The organism is Psychrobacter sp. GW64-MNA-CIBAN-0177 (genome assembly GCF_040309585.1).
Classification (GTDB): domain Bacteria; phylum Pseudomonadota; class Gammaproteobacteria; order Pseudomonadales; family Moraxellaceae; genus Psychrobacter; species Psychrobacter okhotskensis.
On record NZ_JBEOOY010000003.1, the window covers coordinates 165,097 to 188,200 of the forward strand.

Genomic DNA, 23,104 nt, shown 5'->3' on the forward strand with positions numbered 1-23,104 from the left:
CGATGCTTTTCTATCATTCATACCTTATTAACTTTCCTGATTTTTTATTTAAATTTTAACAGTAACAATATTGTGGGCACTGATGGTTATGACACAACGCATCGCCGTACTAGGCGCAACAGGCTCGATTGGCGATAGCACGCTAGCAATTTTGGCGGCGCAACCGCTTAATTATCAAGTCTATGCGCTATCAGGCTATCACCGCTTAGACAAATTGTTTGCGCTTTGCCAGCAGTTTTTGCCCAAGCGTGTCAGCGTGCCGACAGCTGCAGTCGATGATTTTGCTGAGCGTCTTAGCGCAGCAGGTCTTGATATCGATGTGGTAGGCGGGGCAGCAGGACTGGTCGATATTGCTACTGATACGCAAACCGATACCGTTGTCGCTGCTATTGTTGGCGCAGCTGGTCTGCCTTCTACCTTAGCCGCCGCACGGGCAGGTAAGCGTATTTTACTGGCAAATAAAGAAGCGCTGGTCATGGCTGGTCAGGTAATGATTAATGCCGTTAAAATGCACAATGCTACCTTGCTACCGCTCGATTCTGAGCATAATGCGATTTTTCAGTGTTTGCCGCTCGCTATTCAACAAGACAACACTCAAATTCATCAGCCAAACCATGGTGTTCGTAAGCTATGGTTAACCGCATCAGGCGGGCCATTTTTGCAGCAGTCATTTGCCCAGATGCAGCAAGCCAGCGTCGCTGAAGCGGTCAAACACCCCAACTGGTCGATGGGCCAAAAGATATCGGTCGACTCAGCAACGATGATGAATAAGGGGCTTGAGTTGATAGAGGCTTGTCATTTATTTGATCTACCAGAAAATAAGATAAATGTCGTCATTCATCCACAAAGTATCATCCACTCAATGGTAGAATATAGCGATGGCAGCTTTTTAGCGCAGCTCGGCAGCCCAGATATGAAAACCCCGATTGCCCATGCGCTCAGTTACCCTGATCGTATCGAGAGCGGCTCACAGCCTTTAGACTTGTTTGCGTTAAGTGCTCTAGAGTTTATTCAGCCTGATTTGCAGAAGTTTGCGTGCTTGCGTCTTGCCCGTCAAGCTATGCAAGCAGGCACACAGGCAACGATTGTACTCAATGCTGCTAATGAGATTGCCGTCGCTGCATTTTTGGACGGTCAGATTCGTTTGACGGATATTGCCGATATTAATGAGCAAGCCTTAGATGATATACAGGTACCACCATTAAGCGACACGGCTGACATAGAAGATATATTAACAATTGATAAGATAGCGCGCCATCTTACTGACAAACTTGTGGCAAAGTTGGCATAATCGTAGCAAGAGTTTCTTAGGGTCTGTTGAACATTCAAATATCAGGACTGCTGATTGCTAAAATCGTCCCAAACCTTTTATCAAATCAGGCGTAAACCGACGATAATGTCGAGACCTTAGCTAGGTTTACAACAACGTTTGGGGTGATTTTAGCATCAGCCTTTCAGGGCAGGACTATTTTTTGCCAATACATGGCGAAATTATCTACCCTAGAACGACTAGGCGTCAAAAATTTCACTGCGTATTGTCTAAAAAATAGACGCTGCCAGTACCACATTTGAATGTTCAACAGACCCTAGTTTAAAAACGATATTAATAGAAGATGCTAAGAGAAAACACTGAGAAAAGATCATGACGTTTTTATTAACGCTGCTTGCGGCAATATTTGTCTTAGGTCCGCTTATTGCCTTACACGAATGGGGTCATTATATTGTCGCAAGGCTCTGCGGCGTCAAGGTGCTGACATACTCTATCGGCTTTGGCCCCAAGCTTTTTGGCTGGACGAGCAAAAAGAGCGGTATTGATTATCGTATCTCAGCGCTGCCGTTGGGTGGTTATGTCAAGATGCTGGATGAGCGTGAAGGCGCGGTAGCCAAAGATGAGCTACATTTGGCCTTTAATCGTCAACATCCACTAAAAAAGATTGCCATCGTTGCCGCTGGCCCTATCATGAACTTTGTTATCGCGATTGCGTTGTTTTGGGTGTTATTTATGACGCCATCAGAGCAGTTGGCGACGAAGATTGGTGAAGTATTACCCGATACACCAGCGGCTATGGCGCAGTTACCCGTTGGTGATAAAATCGTCGCGATTGACGGCCATGAGGTACAAACGTGGGAAGGTATCAATTATCGCCTTGCTGGACGAATGGGCGAGACTGATAATGTCAGCATTACCTTGCAATCAGAGTCACAGGCTTCCAATACAACGAAAACTTATCAAGCACCTGTCCAAGCATTTATGCAAGGCGCATCGCAAGGTAAAGACGCGCTAACCAGCTTTGGCATGCTACCATGGCAGCCGCAGATTGAACCAATCGTTAGCGATTTGAGTGCTGATGGTGCTGCCAGTCGTCAAGGTCTGCAAGTTGGTGATCTCATTACGGCTATCAATGATACAGAAATCAAAGATTGGATCAGTGTCACCCGTATCATCCGTGACAATCCTGAGACTTTGCTTAATTTCACCGTATTGCGTGAGGGTAAACCCGTACAGCTTCAGATTATGCCGCAAGGTAAAAAAGACAATCTAGGTAATGACTTTGGACAGATTGGTGCTATGGTGGCGCAGTCTGAGATTGTCATTCCCGATGCCTATAAAACCACCATCGTATATGGCCCGGGTGAGTCATTGGTTAAGTCGTTTGAAAAGACGGAACAATTGGCAGTGATGACGGTTAGCTCAATGGGCAAGATGCTCTCAGGTATGATTGGTCTAGACAATTTATCAGGGCCGATTACGATTGCTAAAGTCGCCAAACAAAGCTTTGATATCAGTTGGCAGATGGTATTGTCCACCGCGGCTTTGATTAGCCTGAGCCTCGCCGTACTCAATCTTTTACCGATTCCAGTGTTAGATGGTGGTCATATTGTGTATTATCTCATAGAGCTGATACGCGGTAAGCCTCTGTCGGAAGGGGTACAAATGGTAGGGCTAAATATCGGCTTACTCTTGCTGGCAGGTTTCATGGTGTTAGCAATTGGTAATGATATCAGTCGGCTGTTTTGATGAATCGCAGGGCAACCTAAAGGGTAAGCCGCGATACACTAATGGTTTTGCGCGTATCGTGCGCTGATTCTTGGTAGGCGTGCTGCGCTCTTTTGTATCGCTGTCTCTGTACTAATCGTAATTTTTAGTTTATTTTATGATGCGTTTTATATAAAGTGTCCTGAGTCTCCCGCGAGTGAGTGAATCACTTTACTCGAATTGGGCTAGACAACATGCGCTTTTTAACTTAACTTAAGCAAGTTTTTTATTGACGGATAGTGTTTATGCGTACGCCTTTATTTATGAGCGCGGCTGGGTTGCCGTTAGTTGTAGCGATGATGAGTATGCCAGTACAGGCTGCAGAATTTGTGGTCACTGACATCGGTTTCAATGGTCTACAACGACTAACTCCTGATAGTCTCTATCCGGTTCTACCTATTTCGGTAGGTGATACGGTAAATGACAGTAATCTGGCAGCCAGTATTAAGGCGCTATATGCGACTGATAACTTTGCCGATATTCAAAGCCGTGTCGAAGGCGGTCAGCTACGATTTGACGTCGTCGAGCGTCCAATTATTGCTGAGGTCAATTTTGAAGGCAATAAGCTCATTCCAAAAGAAGGTCTAGAGCAAGGGCTTGGCAACGCTGGTCTGTCAGTCGGTGATGTGCTTAAGCAAGCAACATTGCAAGGCGTCGCCAACGAGCTGCAGCAGCAGTATATTAGCCAAGGATATTACAACAGTAATATCGAAGTTGATCAGACGCTGCTAGATGGCAACCGCGTCAAGCTTGACGTGCGCTTTATCGAAGGTAAGCCGGCCAAAGTTGTCGATATCAATGTCATTGGTAACACGCACTTTAGTGATGAAGAGATTAAAGACGTTTTTGCTGTCAAAGAATCGTCATGGACGCGTTTGCTGTCTAAGTCTGACCGCTACGCTAAAGAAAAGCTGGCCGCCAGCTTAGAGAATTTAAAAGCCTTATATCAAAATGATGGTTATGTGCGTTTTAACGTTGACAATGCAGTCCTTAATATCAGTGAAGACAAGCGCAGCGTCTTTATCGAAGTCAGCTTGAGTGAAGGCGAGCAATATCAGTTTGGGGAAGTGAATTTCCTAGGCAAGCCGACATTTGAGACCAATGAGCTTAAAGAACTGGTTACTTTTGCACCCAATGAAAAATATTCACAAGCCAAGCTTGATGCAACGACTGCCTCTTTAAAGAGCCGTTATGGTAACGAAGGTTACTATTTAGCACAAATTCGACCGGTACCACGTATCAATGACGAGACGAGAATGGTCGATGTCGATTATTATATCGATCCAGCACGCCCTATCTACGTACGCCGTATCAACTTCACGGGTAACACCAAAACTCAGGATGTCGTGCTGCGTCGTGAAATGCGTCAGTTAGAAGGCGCGCTTGCCTCTAGCGAAAAAATTCAGCTGTCACGTACGCGTCTGATGCGTACCGGCTTCTTTAAAGCAGTCAACGTCGATGTCAAGCCAGTACCCAATCAGCCAGATCAAATGGATGTAAATTTTACGGTTGAAGAGCAGCCTTCTGGTAGCTCAACGATTGCCGCCGGTTACTCACAGAGTGGCGGTGTCACGTTCCAGTTAGACTTGACGCAAAATAACTTCATGGGTACCGGTAACCGTGTTAAAGCAGCGCTATCGCGTTCAGAAACCCGCGACTCTTATAGCTTAGGTTATACCGATCCGTACTTTACGGAAAATGGTGTTTCGCAGGGTCTAAGTGGTTATTATCGTGAGACCAAATTCGATGATAGAAACGTTAGTAACTATGTCACCGACTCTTATGGTGCCACGCTGAACTATAGCTATCCTGTTGATGAAACCAAGCGGGTTAGTGCCGGTCTAAACGTCGATAAAACTTCAGTACGTGGCGGTCGCTTCCTAGGCGTGTCAAACGTCCAGCAAATCATCGATGATGGCGGCACGTATGAAAACTTCGTCAATAACGAAGGGGCCGACTCGGGTCGTACTGGCTTCAAAAATGACTATCAAACCTATAACTTGCTATTTGGCTGGGATTACAGCACGCTAGATCGTCCAGTATTTCCGACTAAAGGGATGAGTCATACGGTCGATGCAACGATTGGTCTGGGTGATACCAGCTACCAGAAGCTTATCTATCGCGGCAACATATATTATCCTATCTATAAAGATGTAATAGCACGCGGTTATACCAAACTCGGTTATGGTAATGATTTGCCATTCTACGAGAACTTCTATGCTGGTGGTTATGGTTCGGTGCGTGGTTATGAGGCATCGACATTGGGTCCTAAGTCGCAAGGCTATTTTGATGCGATCAATGATGACAGACGCTTTAGAGATGAAGAAATTGGTGGTAATGCTTTAGTCAGCTTCGGTAGTGAATTGATTTTACCAGTACCATTTAAGGGTGACTGGGCAGATCAAGTACGTCCAGTACTGTTCGCCGAAGGTGGTCAGGTATTTGACACTACTGATAAAGAAGATCGTACCTTTATCAACCCTAATAACGGGACTGATACCGGCGTGCCATTATTGACGCAAGATAATAGCTTACGCTTTAGTGCGGGTGCAGGTATAACGTGGTACACACCAATCGGTCCAATTTCACTGAGTTATGCGGTACCGATTGGTGACAAAGAAGGTGATCAGACTGAGAAAGTACAGTTCCAGATTGGTAGTACGTTCTAAAGAGCTTAGTATGCTTTAAGTCATCTAGTACCTCTTAAGTTGCCAGCACTTTTTAGATTGGTTTGATGGCTTATATTAAACCAATACCATCAATCAATAAAAAGCCAGATCTTCACAGGTCGTTGAGTTGATACTTCAATTTGACGACTCTCTTATTCATACTAATATTAATGCCAACTATGATAACGATTGAGCAACTTATCACGCGGATTGAGCAGCGTCAGCCTATTATTAATAAGGCAGAACTGAGCGATACACAGTTAAAGCTAACACTTAATAGTATTGGTAGTTTAACCACTGCTAACGATGCTCAATTAAGCTTTTTGGCAGATCCTCATTACCTCTCTAGCCTGACCAATAGTCAGGCAGCCGCTGTGTTGGTCACCGCTGAATATCGCGACCAAGTACCAGCAACTTCTATAGCATTGGTAGTGGCATCACCTTACTTGGCTTATGCCAGTGCCAGTCAGGTATTTGCTCGTCAAACTCTAGGTAGTGGCATCCATCCTAGTGCAGTCATTGCTGATAGTGCGCTCCTTGGTGAACAGATCAATATTGGTCCATTTTGTGTTATCGGTGACAATGTAAGTATTGGCGATCGCAGTTGTCTGGATGCTCATGTAGTAATCGAAGCAAATACTAATATCGGGCGTGATTGTGTTATCAAATCACAAGTGGTCATCGGGCATGATTGTGTCATCGGTAATCATGTGAGACTACATGCAGGAGTGAGTGTGGGTGCGGAAGGTTTTGGTTTTGCTCCCACCAACAATCCTAGCATCACGGGCTGGGAACGCATTGCGCAACTCGGTCGCGTCATCATTGGTGATCATGTACGCATTGGTAGCCAAACCTGTATCGATCGCGGTGCCATTGATGATACAGTGATTGGTAATAATGTTATTATTGATAATCTTGTACAAGTCGCTCATAACGTGCACATCGGTGATGGCACGGCAATCGCTGCCCAAACAGCAATCGCAGGTAGCACAAGTATTGGTAAACGCTGTATCATCGGCGGCGCAGTCGGTATCACTGGCCATATCAATATCACCGATGATGTGACATTATCCGGAATGACCATGGTGACCAAATCTATCAAGATCGCTGGGTCATATTCTTCTGGAACAGCGGCAATGCCGACTGCTAAATGGCGCCGTGCCGCTGTGCGCTTTCGTCAGCTTGGTAATGAGTAGCGTTCATGCAAGTCCTTTAGCCATAAATTTTTAAACAGATCATCTTTAAACACAGCTTTTTAAATAGAGTTTTTTAAATAGAGCAAGGAAGCGTCATTATGAGCAGCAGCCATATCGATATACCGACGGATGAAGACATTAAAAGCTTGGCAGAGCAAGGTCTCACGTTGCCGTTAACTTATCATACGCTTAAGCATTATTTGCCGCATCGTTATCCTTTTATGTTGGTAGATAAGATTATTGCCTGCCAGCCTGGCGAATGCATTACCGGTATCAAAAACGTGACCATTAATGAAGAGTTTTTTAATGGTCATTTTCCGGATGAGCCGATTATGCCAGGGGTATTGATGGTAGAATGTATGGCGCAAGTTTCAGGTGTATTGGGCTTTATTAGCGCGGGACTGACCGCCGAAGATGGTTATTTATATCTGTTTGCAGGGGTGGATAAGGTTCGTTTTAAACGCCGCGTCATTCCTGGCGATCAGCTGATTATCCGAGCCAAAACAGTTATGCAAAAGCGTGGTATCTATAAGTTTGATTGTACGGTTCATGTCGAAAATGAGCTTGCAGCGAGTGCTCAGGTGATGATTGCCCGTCAAGAGCAGTAGCTTATCGTTATTATTTCGAGATAACCACTGGCTAAACTGCGTAAAGATTGCCGCCCATATTGTTAATAGCAAAACTCACTTATAATCTGAACGGGTATTGGCTTAATTTATAACGCTACATTAGTGGTATTTGTTTTACTATTTACTTGCATCAGATGATACAAAGGTCCAAATTATGAGTCAGATCCATCCAACAGCACTCATCTCACCGTCCGCTCAGATTGATGAGACTGCTATCATTGGTCCTTATTGTATTGTCGGTGACGAAGTAACGATTGGTGCACATACCACGCTGCATCGCCATGTCGTCGTGGCAAGACTGACGCGTATTGGCAGCCATAATCAATTTTATCAGTTTGCTAGCATTGGTGAGGATCCACAGGATTTAAAGTATGCTGGTGAGCATACTTGGCTTGAAATTGGCGATCATAATACCATTCGTGAGGCTTGTAGTTTGCATCGTGGTACTGCGCAGGATGGTGAGCTTACCAAAATTGGTAGTCACAACTTGCTGATGGTAAATACGCATGTGGCTCACGACTGTGTGATTGGCGATCACAATGTATTGGCCAATAACGTCGGCGTAGCTGGTCATGTAACCATTGGCGATCATACGATAATTGGTGGTAACTCAGGTATTCATCAGTTTTGTACCGTTGATGACTATAGCTTGGTCGGTGGTGCCAGTTTGATTTTGAAGGATGTGGCCGCTTTTACCATGGTATCAGGCAATCCAGCAAAGGCACATGGTCTCAATGTCGAAGGAATGCGCCGAAAAGACTGGTCTAAGCACACGATTGATACCTTGCGCCAAGCGTATCGCACGATTTTTAGATCCGGGTTAACGACCGCTCAAGCGCTTGAAGTCTTAAAGCAAGAGCTATTGCCAAAAGAGCCAAAGATTCAATTGCTCATTGATTCCTTACAAAAAAGCCGTCGCGGCGTCGTTCGCTAACCAAACACGAGCTATTGTAGAAACAGCAATTTGTGGTGTTTCAATCTCGAACAGTCGATATACCAAACTGTTGTTAATTAGCGTCAAACTGTCAAAAAGCCATAACCAATTGTTATGGCTTTTTATATTTATGACTACTTGACTTTTTTGGTCGCTTAGCAGAAACTGAGCGTTTACGATATTGTAAACAATTCTTTCATAATGTTGCTAGGCGCGTCACATTGAGGCGTTAATTAAGTAGCCTGTTATATCAGCAGCTAATTATAATAATCACGGATGATTATAAGCAGCATTAATTGAAGCATGAGGACGGCAAAATGGCTATCAATAAACAAGAACATGCGCAGTGGAGCTCAAGTTTTGGCTTCGTACTGGCGGCAGTAGGCTCGGCAGTTGGTTTAGGAAACATATGGAAGTTCCCATATATGGTTGGTGAAAGCGGTGGTTCAGCTTTCGTTATTGCGTATTTATTCTGTATCGCGCTGGTTGGTTTTCCAATATTAGTCGCAGAATGGTTGGTCGGTCGCCGTGGGCAAAAAAACCCTATTAATACTTTCGCTGATGTCGCCGCAAGCGAAGGCAAGTCACGCAGTTGGGGTATTGTTGGTGCCACTGGTATTTTAGGCGGCTTTTTGATCCTATCTTTTTATAGTGTGATTGGTGGCTGGGCGCTGAATTATATTACTAAAGTCGCAAGCGGTAGCTTCGCTGGTCAAGACAGCGATTCTGTTGCTGCAACCTTTGATGCGATGCTCGCCTCAGCTGGTACGCTGACTGTTTGGCATACCGTATTTATGGCGCTGACTGCTTTAATCGTTGGAATTGGTGTCACCAAAGGTATTGAAGGAACTGCTAAGATTTTGATGCCATTGTTGGGCTTGATTTTGTTCATCATGGTTGGTTATAACGTGATCAATGGTGGCTTTGGTGAGGCAGTGGCTTACTTGTTCACACCAGATCTTAGCAAGCTCACCGCTGACGTTATGCTCGCAGCCTTGGGCCATGCTTTCTTCACCCTGTCCATTGGTATGGGTATTATGGTGGCTTATGGCTCTTATTTGGGCCGCGAAGTAAACTTGCTCAAAACAGCACGAACCGTGGTTATTTTGGATACAGTCATTGCACTAGCTGCAGGTCTGGCTATCTTCCCAATTATCTTTAGTCATGGTCTCGATCCGGCTTCAGGTCCTGGCCTTATTTTTGTCAGTTTACCAATTGCTTTTGGTAGTATGGGCGCAGGCACAATTCTTGGAACCTTATTCTTCTTATTGATTACCTTCGCTGCTATTACTTCATCTGTCTCTTTACTTGAACCGACGGTTGAGTTCTTGGAAGAGCGGACATCGATGAATCGTATGATGGCCACAGTCGTTGCTAGTACGGTGATTTGGCTACTGGGTGTTGCGGCATTGTTATCGTTTAATCTATGGTCTGAATTTACCATTATGGGTAATGGTATCTTTGATGCTTTAGATAAGCTTACCAGTAAATTCCTATTACCGCTGACAGGTCTTGCGGGTATTATTTTCGTTGGCTGGAAAATGGATCAGCGTACGATTCAACAGGAGCTGGGTCTATCTAATGGAATGTGGCAGCTTTGGCAAATCGTTGCTAAGTTCGTCGCGCCAATCGCCGTTATCGTGGTCTTTATTACTACGTTAATGGGCTAGGATTTATACGAATTCAAAGTATTTAAATTACTAGCTTTAAAGATGATAAGCAACAAAAAGGGCTTAAGATAATTCTTAAGCCCTTTTTGTATGTATAGTCAGTGAAAAGTAGTATCGAACCATCACGAATTGCTGATATCCGTTTTTCTTGCTTGCTGTGCTTATGCAGACCCTAGCAATACCATCGCGTTTTTAGGATATTTTGACTATATAACTGTTCCAAAAATACGATTAGCGTAAGTTTAGCTCAGGAACCGTTTGTCCACGCTTGCTATAGAATCCGATGACGAACTCATCGAAGGCGTCTTGTTCGATAGCATCTCTAATACCTTGCATCAGACGTTGGTAATAACGCAAGTTATGAATAGTCGCCAACTGCGCGCCTAGCATCTCTTTACATTTATTAAGATGGTATAAATAAGCACGGCTAAAGTTTTGACAAGTATAGCAGTCGCACTCTGGGTCTAATGTGCCTTCATCATTGCGATATTGGCTGTTACGGATACGGACGACACCTGCATTGTCTAAGTCGCCTGTCACGAAGTAATGACCGTTACGCGCGTTACGAGTCGGCATGACGCAGTCAAACATATCTACGCCGCGACGGACTGCTTCGACGATATCTTCAGGCTTGCCCACGCCCATTAGGTAGCGCGGCTTGTCTGCTGGCATGGCGTCTGGGATATAATCTAAGACATCCATCATCTCGTCCTTTGGCTCACCAACAGACAGACCACCGATGGCATAACCATCAAAGCCGATATCGAGCAAGCCTTCGAGTGATTGCTGACGCAAATCGGCATACATACTGCCTTGGATGATGCCAAATAGGGCATTGGTGCTGCCTAGCCTATTATGTTCATCAACGCAGCGCTGTCCCCAACGTAGTGAGAGCTCTAACGATTTTTTGGCTTCATCATGGGTGGCTGGGTAGGGCGTGCATTCATCGAATTGCATGACGATGTCTGAGTTCAAGCTATATTGAATCTGCATCGACTTTTCTGGTGAGAGAAATACTTTAGCGCCATCGATAGGGGATTTGAAGTCGACCCCTTCTTCGGTGATTTTACGCATCGCACCCAAACTGAATACTTGGAAGCCGCCTGAATCGGTCAAGATAGGCTTATCCCAATGCATAAATTTATGCAAGCCGCCGAACTTATCGATGACTTCAGTGCCCGGGCGTAACCATAAGTGGAAGGTATTGCCTAGCACGATATCAGCGCCAATGGCTTCGATATCACGTGGTAGCATACCTTTGACCGTACCATAAGTACCGACAGGCATAAACGCTGGCGTTTGCACATCGCCATGATTGAGGTGAACCGTACCACGGCGGGCACGCGTTGTGCCGCTGGCTGTTTTATGTAAGACAAATTGCATATGATAACCGCTATTTACACTATGAAAATGGCGCTAATTATAGCATTGTTAGCGATTTTTTTGGACATCGATGTTTGCGGGTCATTAATATATAGTCAGTGAAAAGTAATATCGAGACATCACGCACTGCTGATATCTATTTTTTTTGCTTGCTGTGCCTGCGCAGACAGAGGCGACAAAAAATTAATATCAGCAATAGCGTAGATTTTTTTAGGATATTTTGACTCTATATCCATTGGTACGTGTGTTACGACAACAACCAAAAGACACAGACAGTGTCGTTCAGTGCTTGTTAAAGTAAAGAATAAATATTAAAACCACTAAACATTGCTGATGAATGGCGGATAAAGAACATGATCGAAGCAACTTATTTTTTACCTAATCGCTCGCTATTTAGTAGCTCATTGTTCAGTAGCCTATTACTAATATCAGGAGCAGCTATGGCGACCGAAGAGCCTACCTATACCGTTTTGACAAAAACGAAGAGTTTTGAATTGCGTCATTATGATGCCCAGTTGGTGGCACAGACTTGGGTAATGGGTGATCAAGATGCTGCCAGTCGTGCAGGATTTAAGATTTTAGCAGATTATATTTTTGGCAATAATACTGCCCCAACTGGTGGCAGTCGTAAGATTAGCATGACAGCGCCTGTTACGATGCAGCCTAATAACAAAAAGAGTGATGGTGATTCGCAGAAAATTGCTATGACGGCACCAGTGAGTATGCAACAAGCCGATGGCAAATGGCGCGTACAATTTACGATGCCAAGCCAATATACGCTGCAAACGTTGCCCAAACCCAATAATCCAAATATTGAGATTAAAAAAGTACCGGCACAGACTTATGGCGTTATTAAATTCTCCGGATTGGCAGGCAGCAAAAAAGTAGCAGAAAAAACCGATGAGCTGCAGACGTGGATGCAATCCCAAAATTTAAAAGTTACTGGCGTGCCGGAACTTGCCCGCTATAATCCGCCATGGACGTTACCTTTTATGCGTCGCAATGAAGTGATGATTGCTTATCAGCCAAAATGATCCTTTATCATCAAAAATGACGCCAAAAAAAGACAGCAAGCGCTGTCTTTTTTTGAGCTTAAATTTCAGGAAATAAATTTTAGCTTTTTTGCTCACGAATGATATTTAGCATACGGCGTAATGGTTCGGCCGCACCCCATAACAGTTGGTCACCGACGGTAAACGCACCTAGGTATTCTGGCCCCATATTCAGCTTACGCAAGCGACCCAAAGCTACTGTCAAAGTACCTGTCACTGCCACTGGCGTTAAGCGGTTCATAGCGGCTTCTTTATCGTCTTCAACCAAGTCTAACCACTCATTGCCACTGTTTTTTAGTGTCGCCTCGATTTCCTCTAATGGGATATCTTTCTTAAGCTTAATGGTTAAGCCTTGCGCATGACAGCGCATGGCGCCCACACGGACACACATACCGTCGATAGCAATTTTATCTGCTTCAGAGTTACCAAGGATTTTATTGGTTTCGACGCCGCCTTTCCACTCTTCTTTTGACTGTTTGTTTTCTAGCTGTGCGTCGATATAGGGGATTAGACTACCAGCCAATGGCACACCAAAGTATTGCTTAGGAAAGTCATCTGAGCGTTGAGTTTGGGCGATTTTTTTATCAATCTCAAGGATAGCGCTAGCAGGATCAGCCAACTCATCTTTGACCGCATCGTGTAGTACACCCATGCCGTTGATGAGCTCGCGCATGTTGTTGGCGCCAGAGCCACTCGCTGCTTGATAAGTCATCGCGCTGACCCATTCTACCCAGCCTCTATTAAACAACTCGCCGATGGCCATCAGCATAAGTGATACTGTACAGTTGCCGCCGATAAAGTCTTTTTGACCGTTGGCTAGGGCGCTATCAATAACGCTGCGATTGACCGGATCAAGAACGATGATGCTGTCATCTTCCATACGCAGAGTGCTTGCCGCATCAATCCAATAGCCGCTCCAACTGCTGGCACGCAATGGTTGATGGACTTTTGAAGTGTAGTCGCCACCTTGGCAGGTGATAATCACATCACAAGCAGCGAGTGCATCAATATCATGAGCGTCTTTTAGTTGGCTGGTCTGAATACCATCGAAACTTGGCGCATCACCACCCGCGTTACTGGTTGAAAAAAATACCGGCGTGATACCGTCAAAATCTTTTTCTTCCTGCATACGTTGTATCAACACTGAGCCAACCATACCGCGCCAGCCTACCAAACCTACTGTTAAATCACTCATGAAATCTAATCCTATTTTACCATTATTTATTGCATCGCCAGCCGATAACAATGCCGTGAATAGCCCTAAAAAGCAAGGCGTTTTCGCAGATTTTGACTGTTTTTCATACACTAATAACTATGCCCACTATAACTTTACGTTATTATTATGAGGCCGCTATCATATCGGTTGTGCTCATGTTGCATACAGGGCAAGCAAGAATGATGGAAAATATAACAAGCTCACTGTTTTGCATCAGTTGAAATTGTAACGTTTTATGCTCAGCTGCGCATAATTAAGGCTCAATAGTAGGCGATAGTGTTATGAAATGCTAAAGTAAGCACCTACGATTGACTTAGATAATCATACAGGCGTTAGTCATTGACGAGCGATGAGTATAAGAACTATTGGTTTTGTCATCCACTTAATAAACGGTTACTACACATTATGGATCTTTCCCTCTTATATTATGGCGCGCAGTGCTTAGCTGGTTTCATCGCGTTTGTGACGATTTGGGGTTTGTTGCCTCTTGATAATTGGTGGGTGCGCGGCGTTGAGTTCCCTCGTATTCAAATAATGGTGCTGGGCGTCGTTGCTTGGGTTGGCATGCTCGCATTTTGGTCACAATGGCAGCTAGGGCAGTGGCTGTTATTTGTCGTCTTAAGCCTGACTTTGGCCTTTCAGCTGAGAATGGTATTGCCTTATACCAAATTGTGGAAAAAAGAAGTACAAAGTGCCAAGGACAAGCCAGATGGCGAAGATCATCAACTCAAAATTATGGTATCAAATGTCTTAACCCCTAATGACGAAACGCAAAAACTGGTCGATTTAGTCAAGCAAAGACAGCCGGATATTTTAATTACCCTAGAAAGTGATAAAAAGTGGGAAAAAGCCCTGCAGCAAATTGAGCCAGACTATCCGTATACCGTAAAAGTACCGCTGGATAACCTGTACGGCATGCATCTGTATTCTAAGCTTGAGCTGATAAATCCTAAAGTCAAATATTTAATGATTGATGATATTCCCTCTATCCACACGCAGCTGCGCTTACAAAGCGGACGAGTGATTTGGTTATATTGTTTGCATCCTATGCCGCCAAGCCCGACGGAAGCGGATAAGTCAACGACTCGTGATGCAGAGCTGCTTATGGTTGGCAAACATATCAAAGAAAATGAGCAAACGGCGATACTTGCTGGCGATCTTAATGATGTGGCTTGGTCAAAGACAACGCGCCGCTTCCAACGTATCTCAGGTCTACTAGATCCTCGTATTGGTCGTCACTTTATCAATACCTTCCATGTCAATTATCCGTTTTTACGTTGGGCGCTTGATCATATCTTCCATAGTGCTTGCTTTACCGTGGTTGATATCAGACGTATGCCCTCTATTGGCTCCGATCATTTTCCGGTCATGACGACCTTACAATATGAGCCAGAAGAAGCCAGCAATCAAGAGCAAAATGCTCCTACTGCTAATGCAGAAGATGTTAAAGAAACAGAAAATAAAATCGAAGCTGGCAAAAAAGAAGGCTGTAAAGTCTCAAAAGAGCATGCAGCAGAGCAGTCGTAGTTAGAGAATGTCCTAGTATTTTCGCTAAACCTTTATAGTCTTAAGGGCTACGCCAATAGGCTTCCTCAAAACGTAAGCAAATGCTTACGTCAAATAAGGTCTTTAGCCTCTAGTGGTCTTTAACCAATTGCCCTACAATACAATCATCAACACAAGGATAGGCAAGGATGCAGTGTTGAGGCAGTGACAATCTAAGCACAGGTCAGCCCGCTGTCTTATAAGTTACTGTTTACGACTTAGGATAAGTCAGAATGGAAGAAATAATAATAATACACAAAGAAAAGCCCCGAACCAATCGCCCTAGGTTCGGGGCTTTTCTTTGTGTATTATTATGAGCTGATAAATAAAGTAGCAGTTTCTAGCATATCAAATGATATCAGCAGTGCATAATGTATCAATATTACTTTTCACTCACTATATCCAACTTTCTAAGTAATTTACTAAGAACAAAAACAGGCTTTCCTAGGTAAGAAGAAAAAACACCTATGAGTTATTAATACAAAAAAGGGGTACATGCATTGGCATATATCCCTTTTTATTCAACTATTTTTACTAAGATGCCACTTATTAGCGCATTGCTAAGATATTAACCAAGTACTTGGATGTAAGCACCGGCGCGTAGCTCTTGTAGCCAGTCTTCTTTGGCTTGCGGTGCTAGACGTTGATATAACGCTTGACGTGCCATGCTACGGCGATATTGTTCACTAACATCTTCTTGGCGCTGACCTTCTACTTTTAGGATATGCCAGCCAAACTGGGTTTTAAAAGGCGCAGAATAATCACCGACTGCTGTATTTTTCATCACTGCTTCAAACGGTCCAACCATATCGTCTGCACTTACCCAATTTAGATCGCCACCACGTCCTGCAGAACCTGGGTCGTCTGAATAGGTCGATGCCAGACCAGCAAAGTCAGCACCGCTGCGCAGTTGCTCATACAGATCATTAATCTTTTGCTCAGCAAGCGCATCCGTTTGTAGCTCATCTACTTTGATTAAGATATGACGCGTATGCCACTGCGGCACAAGCATTTTATCACTGTCTTTTTTATCAGCGAGCTTAATGATATCAATGCCTTCTGGCGTCACTAATGGGGCACTTACTGCGCCGACATCAAGCTTGGTAATCTCGCTCGATAGCTCGGTCGGGAGAGCGGCGGCTTTATGAAAGCCCATATCGCCACCTTGTATTGGAATAGGGTAGCTACCTTGGCTGGCAGTAACGGCTGCAGCCACGTCGACATTGGGCTCTAGCAAGCGCGCACGTAGTGCTTGTGCTACTTTGAGTGCTTCTTCACGCTGAGCTTCTGACAGTCGGCTGTAGTCATCCATATAAGGCACGCGTACATGGACGGTCTGGTATTCGCTTTGGTTTAGGCGCTTGGCTTCTGGAGAGGCCAAAAATGCATCGATATCCTGCTCGCTAATACGTACACGATTGCTGATTTGACGTTGTTGTAGAGACTGAATCGCAGCATCTTCAATCAGCTTAGCACGCAGGGTCGCATAGCTTCCGGGCTGCGCGGCATCTAGGCGTTGCTGCAAAGCGGCGATACTACCAAGCCCTTCAGCTTGAGCGATTTGACCAAGACGCTGATTAATCTCAGCTTCATCAGGATTTAGACCGACGCGTTTAACCAATGACAGTTGTAGTTCACGCAAGATGAGAGCATTTAATACTTCAGACTGTAGCTGTGCTGAATTGGCAATCGGCTCACCAGCCGCTTGGGCGCGTGCTTGGGTCTGGGTGATTGCGTCCATCAAGTCGCTTTTTAAGATAGCGTTTTCATTGACTAAAGCAATGATACCATCGGTACTGTTGGCTGGGGTCAAGCGATTGACGTTACTTTGCTCAGCAGCAGCGTTTGCTTTAGGCGTTGGTGCTTTTGCAGCATTAACGGTAGCAGCTTGAGCACTGAAACTAAGTAAAAAGCCTGCACTCATACTCATAGAAAGCAGTACAGCTCGGCTGGTCTGACGTAAAGAAAAAAATCTCATGATGCTCCTCATCAATGTCATCGCATCGGATGGTAGTCGGTCAACGCTATCCAATACTTTTAATAAGCAAATACTGTATAAGGTTGTCCATAATAGGATTACGAACAAGGTTGTGTAAGTAGTAACGAAAACAATGCTTTAATATAGCATTATTTACGCTTTTTTAGTCTTTCCATGCAGTTTGGACAGGTTCAAAGCCCAAAACTTTATCAGCGAGCAATCGTGTCAAACGGCTGTTATTGCTACCAAGACCGTTCAATCTAATCTCTGCCATAATCGCTTGTGTTGGTTTGTCTCTGACGTTCAAGTCATTATAGTAACGACGACCATAAACTGCAAAACCGAAACAGCAATCCTCATAATCGATGCCGACCAACGAATCGAGCATTTTATTACGATTATAATCATATTGACCTTGAGCCAATACTCGCCAGCTATTGTTGATTGGGAAAACAGCTGAGGCAGTAAAAGCTGATAGCGGCAACTGATTGGTATTTTCATCGCGCTGGCGCTTCACAAATCCGATATTAAACAAGCTGTTATCTGATGGCTGATAACGCAATTCAGTCGTAATATAGTTCAAGTCATAACTGTCAGTGAGCGCGCCGCTAACATCCACCCAAACATTATTATAAGGTTGCGTACTGGTATCCCAGACCATTCCAGAAGAGGAAGATCTAAAAACGGGTTGCTGGTTTTCAAGGGTGACGCGCCCATCATCGATATAAAACTGCTCAGCAATGCTACCATCAAAACGTGTCACACCCGTTGCGTCGATGTAACGATAATTAACCCCAGGGGTAATAGAATGCAAATCTTGCAAGCGATCATGCCCTAAAAACCAACTGTCCGAAAACAACTGCTCGTAGTTAATGGAAGCAATACGAGTGTTAAAGTTAGGGATGTCGTTTTGGTTTTTAAACGGTGAGTAGGTGTATTTCAAGCGCGGACTTAATAGGCGATAGCCACCCAGCGTATCGTCAAAAGCCCCAAAAGGTGAGCCTGCTTGATAGAAGTTTAGACCTGCGTCAATACTGGCTTGCGGCACAAATACCGATTGGCTACCATCTTCTTCACTAAGTTGGTTGTCTGCCAAGCTGTCCTCATCATAAGAGGTATACAGGTGTTGTAGGCTGACTTTGGGCTTGATATAACCCCATGACTTTTCCATCGGATAAGCGGCGCTAATTTTATTATAGATTCGCGCACCGCTTTTTTCATTTTCAGAACCATCATCGATAGATTTTTTGAAATAAGCAGAATCATGGACACCCGTAATATCAAAACGCTCTGCCCAAGGCAATCGGTAATCAAGTTTGAGCTGTGGTAAACGTGAATATGGCTTGTCTTTGTCTTGTAATGGCTGACCATTGTCGGTAAAAGCATTGAGCGTTTGGAAGGTTTCGACTTTTAATTCACCGTTCACATAGTCATTATAATAATTAAGTCGAGCACGGCGCGGTAAGTTTAAAGTATTGTCTGATAAGCCTAGGGTGTCAAAGTCGTTAATATAATCTTCATCCGACACATAGCTGTATTTAGCATCGCCACTTAAGCGTGGAATACTATTTGATGACCAGTAATGATCATAAAAAAAACTGGCGCGATCTTCGTCGTTATACTCTTTGTCGTTCGGCAAATACGAGCCGTTAAAAATTCCTTCGCCATAATTTTCAGTCAAATAGCGAAACTCACCTGCGAGCATCGGGTTGCGATCGCTGTAGATATGTGTATTGATCGTCGCATCATAATTAGGTGACAAATTGAGATAGTATGGGATATCAACCTCAAGTCCGCTTTTACTACTGACACTCGCATTCGGTAATAAAAACCCCGTACTGCGCCGACTGTCTATGGGGAAGTTAAAATAAGGCAGATAAAACACCGGAACATCTGCAATACGGAAAGTAGTATTGTAAGCTTTACCGCGACCTGTCTCAGTATCTAAATCAATGCTTTTGGCATCAAATTGCCATTTACGGTCAGTTGGTGGGCAGGTACTGAACATGACTCGATCAAGCTCATACTGGCTGTCGTTAGGTCGGTTGAGGCGTTTGGCATAGCCATGTGCTTGGAGTTCTACGCTAGCAAATGCCACATCATTGGCTGTGGACTGTCCCGTTTCGGTATTATAAGCCAGACTGTCTGCGACACCAATAAGACCGCCTTTTGCCGCCTGATCGGTGATATTTCCTGTAGCAGTGTTTTGAGTATTGTTTTGAGTATTGGCACGTGTTACTTGCTCGCCAGTCGCTTGATCGGTGAACATTACTTTGCCTTGCGCTGCGGTAACACCACTGCTTAAGTCCAGCACGATTTTATCGGCTTCAATATGCTGAGTACCCTGATCGATAATCACATTACCAGAGAGCTCGGCATAGTCGACATTGTCATAATATCCATAATCAGACTCTGCAAATAAAGGCGCCTGATTATTAGCCACACCATTTAGATTGGTTGCCGTCTGGCCACTATCCATTGCCGCTTCATTGACGGCGCGCTGATAATTAGCGTTTTGCTGTGGGTAGACCCATTGACCTTCACAGCGTTGGGCACTATCGACAGCATTCGGCAGTAGGCGCAAGTTTTTGCCTACTTTTGGGATGGTTTGCGTGGCAGGTGTTAGGGTGTTCTGGATAGTGTCATCTTCAGACTCTACGGGTTTGTCACTAGCGTTTTGCGTTGATAAGTCAGTATCAGGGGTGAGCTCATAAAATTCTGCCAAACGCCGTAAACTGTCTTGAATACTCTCGTCACTGGTATCGATTGCATCATTGTCGCTGACAGCCGCTAAGGGTTTTTTCTGCGTTTGTGCCTGAGCTTGTGCATCGTCATCACTATTGTTAGCGATTTCAGTGATGTCTAAATTGCCATTATCGAGGGTGCTGCCAGTATCTAAGTCAAGATTACTGCTCTCAGAGGCAGCATTTACAGTCTCTTCGCCTGCTTCATAAACACTACTCTGCGCAGCGGCACGCTGGTAACTAATGTCTTGATTGATGGCGTTGACATTAGCGTTGACATTGGTATTGGCGTCGGTATTGATATCGCCGGTTAGGTCAGAGACATAACTGCTGGTAGTATCAGCGGGCAAAGATGCGGTCGTCTGTGCGTCAGCATTGGTAAGTGCTGCGCTGACGGTCAAACTTGATAAGCCTAAGGCACCAAATAAAACCAAACGGATGCTTTGGTAAAGCGGAGAATATAACAAGGGCACACCTATGATTGCAGAGCCTATTGAATGACGATATTTAGTTTAGTAGCCGTATTTTAGCTATATTTAGCGGCTCATTAATGATTAAAAAATCAGGAACTAATCATATAATCTCAAAAATTTGGGTGTTTTACATATAATGACGACTAATCATAGTCAAAAAAAACCAAATCAGCTACACTATTTACCAAAATTTATAACATCGCCAAGCCGTTTTTTAGATTATTGCTTAGCGCGTTGATAAAACTATGTGTCAATACCTATATTACAACAGATACTGTCAATCAAGCTGCCACTATTTTAGCAAGGTTTTGCCTGACTTATCACTACTTTAATGATTTATGACTTATATTTAACCTGCGATGCCCTCTATGACTGATACCATGCCTTTAAATACCCCTCTGAATGCCACTCTGAACGATAGGAATAACCGCCAACAGCAGCTAGAGAATTGGTTGCAACAAGTGTTCATCGACCGAGAGTTTGTGCTCGACAGTTTGCCTGGTGACGCAAGTGCCCGCCAATATCACCGTATCCAATTGGTTGATAACGATGCTGACACTGCGCGTTATATTGTCATGGATTCTGCTGATGAGCAAGACGCCTTGCAGCAGTTTATTAATGTTGCGAAGCTAATGACACCCGCCATCAATGTGCCAACGCTGGTTGCGCAAGACGTGGCAAAAGGCTTTTTGGTGTTACAAGACTTTGGTACGATTGAGTTTGCCCATTTACTCGTCGAGGCGACGCCTGAACAGATCAACGATTATTATCAATTGGCCATGCAGACCTTGGTTTCCCTACAGACTGTGCCAGTAGAGACTGCCAGAGTGCAGCACCAATTGCCCGATTATGACACAGCATTACTGAACCGCGAGATGGATTTATTTAGCGATTGGTTTATCCCCTATATTGATGTAGAGCTGAATCAGGACTTATGGAATAACGTAAAAACGGTATTGATACAAGAGATTTTACAGCAGCCTGCAGTGATTGTGCATCGTGATTATCACAGCCGCAATCTTATGCAAGACCAAGCCGACCCCACGCGTTTGGGCGTGATAGATTTTCAAGATGCGGTGATCGGCTCTTACACTTATGATTTGGTGTCATTGTTGCGTGATGCTTATGTTGAGTGGTCAGAGCATCAAATATCTGACTGGATTCGTGACTTTTGGCAATTGCAGCAGCAAGCAGCGCTCACCACCGCCGATAGTGTTGAGCAGCTTGAAAATGATATGAATGTGATGGGCGTGCAGCGGCATCTCAAAGTATTAGGGATTTTTATCCGTTTGTCTAAGCGCGATGGTAAAGACCGTTATTTGGCTGATATTCCCAAAGTCATGCGAGATCTAGTACTTGAGCTAAATTGGCTTGCTGAGCATGGTAATGAATCGATGAAGCAAGCGCTACTGCCATTTAATCAATGGCTAAAAGACACGGTATTACCGGCTTATAAAGATAAGTTTGACTCGTTATAAAAAGGGCTAATAAGCTGCGTCTATCACTATCACTATCACTATCACTATCATTATAAATTGAATAAGGAGCGTGCATGTCTACCATTACGCAAGCAATGATTTTAGCTGCTGGCAAGGGAACGCGCTTGCGTCCGTTGACACTTGAGACGCCCAAACCATTAGTCGAGGTAGGCGGTCAGCCGCTGATTGTCTGGCATATTAAGGCACTGCAAGCAGCGGGGATTACTGATATTACGATTAATGCCTCGTGGCTTGCTGACAAGCTTATGGATACCTTGGGTGATGGTAGCGATTACGGGGTCAAGTTGCACTGGTCACGAGAAGATGACGAACCTTTAGAGACCGCTGGTGGAATTTTTCAAGCGTTACAAACAGGTAAGTTACAAGACGAGCCATTTATCTTAGTCAACTCCGATGTCTGGACGACGTATAATTTTGCTCAGTTGCAGGATTATGAGCTGGGTGCTGATCAACGGGCGCATCTATTGTTGATTGACAATCCAGAGCATAATAACGGTGGTGATTTTGCGCTCAATAATGGTCTGGCTAGTGAGCAGCCAATTGGTGATGCAGACAAATATACCTTTGCTGGTATTAGTGTAATGTCGCCACGATTGGTCGATGGGCTGGTAAGCGGGCAACCCGCTGCGCTAGCGCCTCTGCTTAAGCAAGCGATGCTTAAGTTCCAGATTACGGCGGAAGTTATTCGTGATAATTGGATAGACGTGGGTACACCTGAGCGCTTAACGCAGGTCAACGAATTTATTGACAGTCATGGCGTGGCTAACCACCGCGGTGCATAACTTTAGGGGATATTAATATTAATTAATAATTCTTTAATAGATCTTACTTCAATCAATCTTACTTTAACGAAGATCATAAAAAGCGCCGCATTGATTTACAATCAATGCGGCGCTTTTGTTTAGCGAAATAGGGCAGGTTTTACACGCCCATTGCCAACTTTATTAATTGGGCAATGGTAAAAATAACGGCAAATCCTGCTATATATAGACCAATGAACCATGCCCATTGTGATTGTTTTTTGCTGAGTTTTTTCATAATCGTCTCCCAGTGACGTATTAAGGCGCTAATGATCTTAA

Annotated in this window: 16 protein-coding genes; 11 read left to right on the forward strand and 5 right to left on the reverse strand. The window is 44.3% G+C overall.

Annotation, left to right across the window (positions count from 1 at the left end):
• Positions 1-82: 82 nt before the first annotated feature.
• The 7 genes from ispC (at position 83) to AAEY79_RS03710 (ending at position 10,135) form a co-directional block, all read left to right on the forward strand.
• A complete protein-coding gene (gene ispC, locus AAEY79_RS03680) occupies positions 83-1,291 on the forward strand; it encodes a 1-deoxy-D-xylulose-5-phosphate reductoisomerase (RefSeq protein ID WP_025650529.1) in 1,209 nt (402 codons plus the stop codon).
• Between the two features lie 351 nt (positions 1,292-1,642).
• Positions 1,643-3,019, forward strand: coding sequence for an RIP metalloprotease RseP (gene rseP / locus AAEY79_RS03685; RefSeq protein ID WP_025650528.1), 1,377 nt, complete (start codon positions 1,643-1,645; stop codon positions 3,017-3,019).
• Positions 3,020-3,282: 263 nt separating this feature from the next.
• Entirely contained in the window at positions 3,283-5,706 is a 2,424-nt protein-coding gene (gene bamA, locus AAEY79_RS03690; RefSeq protein WP_101211695.1) for an outer membrane protein assembly factor BamA, read from the forward strand.
• Between the two features lie 179 nt (positions 5,707-5,885).
• Positions 5,886-6,902 carry a UDP-3-O-(3-hydroxymyristoyl)glucosamine N-acyltransferase gene (gene lpxD / locus AAEY79_RS03695; RefSeq protein WP_352287310.1) on the forward strand — a complete coding sequence of 339 codons (1,017 nt, stop codon included), beginning with the start codon at positions 5,886-5,888 and terminating at the stop codon, positions 6,900-6,902.
• Between the two features lie 98 nt (positions 6,903-7,000).
• Positions 7,001-7,510 (forward strand): 3-hydroxyacyl-ACP dehydratase FabZ, encoded by a 510-nt coding sequence (gene fabZ / locus AAEY79_RS03700; protein WP_173238943.1) that lies wholly within the window; start codon positions 7,001-7,003, stop codon positions 7,508-7,510.
• A gap of 175 nt (positions 7,511-7,685) precedes the next feature.
• Positions 7,686-8,465, forward strand: a complete 780-nt coding sequence (gene lpxA, locus AAEY79_RS03705; protein WP_352287291.1) for an acyl-ACP--UDP-N-acetylglucosamine O-acyltransferase — start codon at positions 7,686-7,688, stop codon at positions 8,463-8,465.
• 317 nt (positions 8,466-8,782) lie between these two features.
• Entirely contained in the window at positions 8,783-10,135 is a 1,353-nt protein-coding gene (locus tag AAEY79_RS03710) for a sodium-dependent transporter (RefSeq protein WP_025650522.1), read from the forward strand.
• Positions 10,136-10,366: 231 nt separating this feature from the next.
• On the opposite strand, the gene tgt is transcribed toward AAEY79_RS03710, so the two are convergent.
• Positions 10,367-11,518, reverse strand: coding sequence for a tRNA guanosine(34) transglycosylase Tgt (gene tgt, locus AAEY79_RS03715; RefSeq protein ID WP_025650521.1), 1,152 nt, complete (start codon positions 11,516-11,518; stop codon positions 10,367-10,369).
• A gap of 440 nt (positions 11,519-11,958) precedes the next feature.
• Between tgt and AAEY79_RS03720 the strand changes: the two genes are divergently transcribed.
• Positions 11,959-12,552, forward strand: a complete 594-nt coding sequence (locus tag AAEY79_RS03720) for a heme-binding protein (RefSeq protein ID WP_025650520.1) — start codon at positions 11,959-11,961, stop codon at positions 12,550-12,552.
• Between the two features lie 79 nt (positions 12,553-12,631).
• On the opposite strand, the gene asd is transcribed toward AAEY79_RS03720, so the two are convergent.
• Positions 12,632-13,765 carry an aspartate-semialdehyde dehydrogenase gene (gene asd / locus AAEY79_RS03725; RefSeq protein WP_025650519.1) on the reverse strand — a complete coding sequence of 378 codons (1,134 nt, stop codon included), beginning with the start codon at positions 13,763-13,765 and terminating at the stop codon, positions 12,632-12,634.
• A 426-nt stretch (positions 13,766-14,191) separates the two neighbouring features.
• Here asd and AAEY79_RS03730 point away from each other — a divergent pair, with 426 nt between their 5' ends.
• Positions 14,192-15,313 carry an endonuclease/exonuclease/phosphatase family protein gene (locus AAEY79_RS03730; protein WP_198015400.1) on the forward strand — a complete coding sequence of 374 codons (1,122 nt, stop codon included), beginning with the start codon at positions 14,192-14,194 and terminating at the stop codon, positions 15,311-15,313.
• 586 nt (positions 15,314-15,899) lie between these two features.
• Here AAEY79_RS03730 and AAEY79_RS03735 read toward each other — a convergent pair.
• Positions 15,900-17,309: a peptidylprolyl isomerase gene (locus AAEY79_RS03735; RefSeq protein WP_101211698.1), complete on the reverse strand. Its 1,410-nt coding sequence runs from the start codon at positions 17,307-17,309 to the stop codon at positions 15,900-15,902.
• Positions 17,310-17,472: 163 nt separating this feature from the next.
• Entirely contained in the window at positions 17,473-20,520 is a 3,048-nt protein-coding gene (locus AAEY79_RS03740) for an LPS assembly protein LptD (RefSeq protein WP_352287294.1), read from the reverse strand.
• A 386-nt stretch (positions 20,521-20,906) separates the two neighbouring features.
• Between AAEY79_RS03740 and AAEY79_RS03745 the strand changes: the two genes are divergently transcribed.
• Positions 20,907-22,004, forward strand: coding sequence for an aminoglycoside phosphotransferase family protein (locus tag AAEY79_RS03745; protein WP_227502406.1), 1,098 nt, complete (start codon positions 20,907-20,909; stop codon positions 22,002-22,004).
• A gap of 74 nt (positions 22,005-22,078) precedes the next feature.
• Positions 22,079-22,807, forward strand: a complete 729-nt coding sequence (gene murU / locus AAEY79_RS03750; protein ID WP_025650514.1) for an N-acetylmuramate alpha-1-phosphate uridylyltransferase MurU — start codon at positions 22,079-22,081, stop codon at positions 22,805-22,807.
• 139 nt (positions 22,808-22,946) lie between these two features.
• On the opposite strand, the gene AAEY79_RS16705 is transcribed toward murU, so the two are convergent.
• On the reverse strand, positions 22,947-23,063 hold the full coding sequence (locus AAEY79_RS16705) for a DUF2474 domain-containing protein (protein WP_373299586.1): 117 nt from the start codon (positions 23,061-23,063) through the stop codon (positions 22,947-22,949).
• Positions 23,064-23,104 lie beyond the last annotated feature (41 nt).

Excerpts from the sequence above, each read along its gene's own strand:
- murU (WP_025650514.1), top strand. The coding sequence starts at position 22,079 with ATGTCTACCATTACGCAAGCAATGATTTTAGCTGCTGGCAAGGGAACG.
- tgt (WP_025650521.1), bottom strand. The coding sequence starts at position 11,518 with ATGCAATTTGTCTTACATAAAACAGCCAGCGGCACAACGCGTGCCCGC.
- lpxA (WP_352287291.1), top strand. The coding sequence starts at position 7,686 with ATGAGTCAGATCCATCCAACAGCACTCATCTCACCGTCCGCTCAGATT.
- asd (WP_025650519.1), bottom strand. The coding sequence starts at position 13,765 with ATGAGTGATTTAACAGTAGGTTTGGTAGGCTGGCGCGGTATGGTTGGC.
- AAEY79_RS03710 (WP_025650522.1), top strand. The coding sequence starts at position 8,783 with ATGGCTATCAATAAACAAGAACATGCGCAGTGGAGCTCAAGTTTTGGC.
- AAEY79_RS03720 (WP_025650520.1), top strand. The coding sequence starts at position 11,959 with ATGGCGACCGAAGAGCCTACCTATACCGTTTTGACAAAAACGAAGAGT.
- AAEY79_RS16705 (WP_373299586.1), bottom strand. The coding sequence starts at position 23,063 with ATGAAAAAACTCAGCAAAAAACAATCACAATGGGCATGGTTCATTGGT.
- ispC (WP_025650529.1), top strand. The coding sequence starts at position 83 with ATGGTTATGACACAACGCATCGCCGTACTAGGCGCAACAGGCTCGATT.
- AAEY79_RS03730 (WP_198015400.1), top strand. The coding sequence starts at position 14,192 with ATGGATCTTTCCCTCTTATATTATGGCGCGCAGTGCTTAGCTGGTTTC.
- AAEY79_RS03735 (WP_101211698.1), bottom strand. The coding sequence starts at position 17,309 with ATGAGATTTTTTTCTTTACGTCAGACCAGCCGAGCTGTACTGCTTTCT.
- bamA (WP_101211695.1), top strand. The coding sequence starts at position 3,283 with ATGCGTACGCCTTTATTTATGAGCGCGGCTGGGTTGCCGTTAGTTGTA.
- lpxD (WP_352287310.1), top strand. The coding sequence starts at position 5,886 with ATGATAACGATTGAGCAACTTATCACGCGGATTGAGCAGCGTCAGCCT.
- rseP (WP_025650528.1), top strand. The coding sequence starts at position 1,643 with ATGACGTTTTTATTAACGCTGCTTGCGGCAATATTTGTCTTAGGTCCG.
- AAEY79_RS03745 (WP_227502406.1), top strand. The coding sequence starts at position 20,907 with ATGCCTTTAAATACCCCTCTGAATGCCACTCTGAACGATAGGAATAAC.
- fabZ (WP_173238943.1), top strand. The coding sequence starts at position 7,001 with ATGAGCAGCAGCCATATCGATATACCGACGGATGAAGACATTAAAAGC.